The following is a 2,609-nucleotide window of genomic DNA, read 5'->3' as shown; positions in this document are numbered from 1 at the left end:
GCCAGACCCCGGTCGGCATCGAGAGCTACCCGTGGGGCAGCGACAAGTCCGGCTACCTCCCGTGGATCAACGAAGCCGTGAAGAAGTCCGGCGACAAGCTCCCCAAGCAGTTCGCGGGCGGCGGGCGGGCGTCCGGTCTGGCTGGGCTTCGTGCTGGCGGACGACATGATCGACGAGATAGCCGCCTGGGTGCACGCGGGCGGCCCCGGGCTGGCCGACCCGCCCGGGCTGCTCGACCTCCAGCTGATCTCGGTGTCCCGCCGGGTCCGCGAGGGCCTGGCGGAGTAGCGGACGGTGGAGTCGATCCGTCCTCATCACGGTTGGGACGCAGCGGGGTTGGCCGATCCGGCGGCCGAGCAGGATCCGCTGGACGCCGCCCTCGGCGGTCCCACTACCATGACCGGTGGCTGCCAGCGGTTCCGCCCAGGGAGGACGACGATGACGACGGTCTGCCGGATCTGCGCGGGCACCGGCCGGACCGCCGGTCTCAGCTGCCGGACCTGTCAGGGCACCGGGACCACCGAGGTGGGCGGCGGGGGCGGCAACTGCTTCCTCTGCGACGGCACCGGGGTGTACGTCCGCTACCGGGTGGACGCGACCGGCGCCAAGCACGCCTACCGGGACGAGATCTGCCGCACCTGCGACGGCACCGGCAACCGGTCCCCCTCCACCTGGGACGAGCCCTCCGGCTGAGCGCCCCCGTCCGCGGCGGCGCCGACGGCGGCTCAGGCCGCGCCGCCGGCCGGGGCCATGATCCGGGGTCGGTCCGGGGCGGGCGCGCTCCTTTACCTGATCATGGTCGAACATTGGCGTTCGAATGGGCGGCGCGCTGCGGCCCGTTCACCCCGCGTCCGTGTGCGGTCAACGCGCCGCTGGAAGAGTCCCGCGCATGGATATCCCTCACATGGGCGTACCGGCCAAGCTCGCGGACCGCATGAGCACGGCCGAGCAGCACGAGTACCTGCGGGCCCGCTTCTCCCGCCGCCGGATGCTGCGCGCCGGCGCCGTGACCGTCGGTGCCGTCGCCGTCGGCGGCGCGCTGGGCAGTGGAACGGCCTTCGCCGCGCCGGCGAGCCCGCAGCTGCTGACCGGTGCCACGACGGCCGGTGTCGACGGTTCGCTGGTCGCGCCGATCGGGCGCCACCTCCAGTTCGGGCCCGAGCCCGACACCCAGTTCCGCATCTCCTGGCAGGTCCCGGCGCCGGTCAAGAAGCCGTTCCTGCGCTTCGGCAAGACCCCGTGGGAGCTCAGCCACAAGCTCCAGGCCGAGGTCCGCACGCTGCACACCCCGGCGCTGAGCCCGAACAGCCAGCCTGTGGACCAGTACTACCTGCACGTGGCGCTGGAGGACCTGCACCCCGACACCACCTACTACTACGGTGTCGGCCACGAGGGCTTCGACCCGGCCTCGCAGCAGCAGATCTCCACCCTGCACACCTTCCGCACCGCGCCCTCCCGCGACCACCGCTGGGGCAAGGTCTACGAGCCGTTCACCTTCACCGCCTTCGGCGACCAGGGCGTCAGCTCGCACGCGGCCGGCAACGACCACGTCATCCTGGCCCAGAAGCCGTCCTTCCACCTGCACGCCGGCGACATCTGCTACGCCGACCCGGCGGGCTCCGGCACGGACCCCGACAAGTCCGTGTACAACGCCAGGACCTGGGACGACTTCCTGGTCCAGACCGAGACGGTCGCGGCGACCGTGCCGTGGATGGTCGCCTACGGCAACCACGACATCGAGGCCTGGTACTCGCCCAACGGGTACGGCGGCGAGAACACCCGCTTCTTCCTCCCGGACAACGGCCCGGACCCGCGCAAGGTCCCCGGCGTCTACACCTTCCGCTACAAGAACGTCGGCGTCATCTCGCTCGACGCCAACGACGTCTCCTACGAGATCCCGGCCAACCTGGGCATCTCGGCGAACAAGCAGACCAAGTGGCTGGAGCGCACCCTCAAGGACCTGCGCAACGACGAGACGATCGACTTCGTCGTGGTCTTCTTCCACCACTGCGCCTTCTCCACCACCGTCGCGCACGCCTCCGAGGGCGGCGTCCGCGAGGCCTGGGTGCCGCTGTTCGAGAAGTTCCGGGTGGACCTGGTCATCAACGGCCACAACCACATCTACGAGCGCACCGACGCGATCCTCGGCAACAAGGTCTCGAAGCAGGTGCCGAGCGGCGCCACCATCGAGCCGGCGAAGGACGGCGTCGTCTACGTGACCGCGGGCGCGGCCGGGCGCAGCCTGTACAAGTTCGACGTGCCGGACACCTACGAGGGGCACGAGAACCACCAGGACGAGGTGAAGACCTACTACTGGGGGAAGGGCAAGGTGAAGGTCCCCGAGACCATCCAGTGGTCGCGGGTGCGCTACACCGGCTACTCCTTCATCAAGGTCGACGTCACCCCGGCCCACCTGGGCCAGAAGTCGTCCATGAAGGTGACCGCGCTGGCCGAGGACGGCACGCAGATCGACAACTACACGATCCTGCGCAACGTCGGCGAGGGCTGGGACTCGGACCACGACGACGACGGTCAGGGCGGCGGCTGGGGCTGGTAGTCCCCGAACCGGCTTGCCGGGCCCCGGCGTCGAGGAGTCCGCACCTCGACGC

At 70.4% G+C, this 2,609-nt stretch carries 3 protein-coding genes and 1 pseudogene; all 4 read left to right on the top strand.

Features of this window, described 5'->3' with window-relative positions:
* A pseudogene (locus tag ACFV61_RS30935) lies at positions 1-122 on the top strand (iron-siderophore ABC transporter substrate-binding protein); the annotation flags it as partial.
* Positions 123-150: 28 nt separating this feature from the next.
* On the top strand, positions 151-288 hold the full coding sequence (locus ACFV61_RS30930) for a hypothetical protein (RefSeq protein ID WP_380495207.1): 138 nt from the start codon (positions 151-153) through the stop codon (positions 286-288).
* Between the two features lie 150 nt (positions 289-438).
* Complete coding sequence (locus ACFV61_RS30925; protein WP_063347060.1) at positions 439-693, top strand: hypothetical protein; 255 nt, start codon at positions 439-441, stop codon at positions 691-693.
* Positions 694-889: 196 nt separating this feature from the next.
* Positions 890-2,557, top strand: coding sequence for a metallophosphoesterase family protein (locus ACFV61_RS30920; RefSeq protein ID WP_079135505.1), 1,668 nt, complete (start codon positions 890-892; stop codon positions 2,555-2,557).
* Positions 2,558-2,609: the final 52 nt, after the last annotated feature.

The organism is Kitasatospora sp. NPDC059817, from assembly GCF_042731835.1.
Classification (GTDB): Bacteria; Actinomycetota; Actinomycetes; order Streptomycetales; family Streptomycetaceae; genus Kitasatospora.
This window is presented reverse-complemented; position numbering and strand designations above follow the sequence as displayed.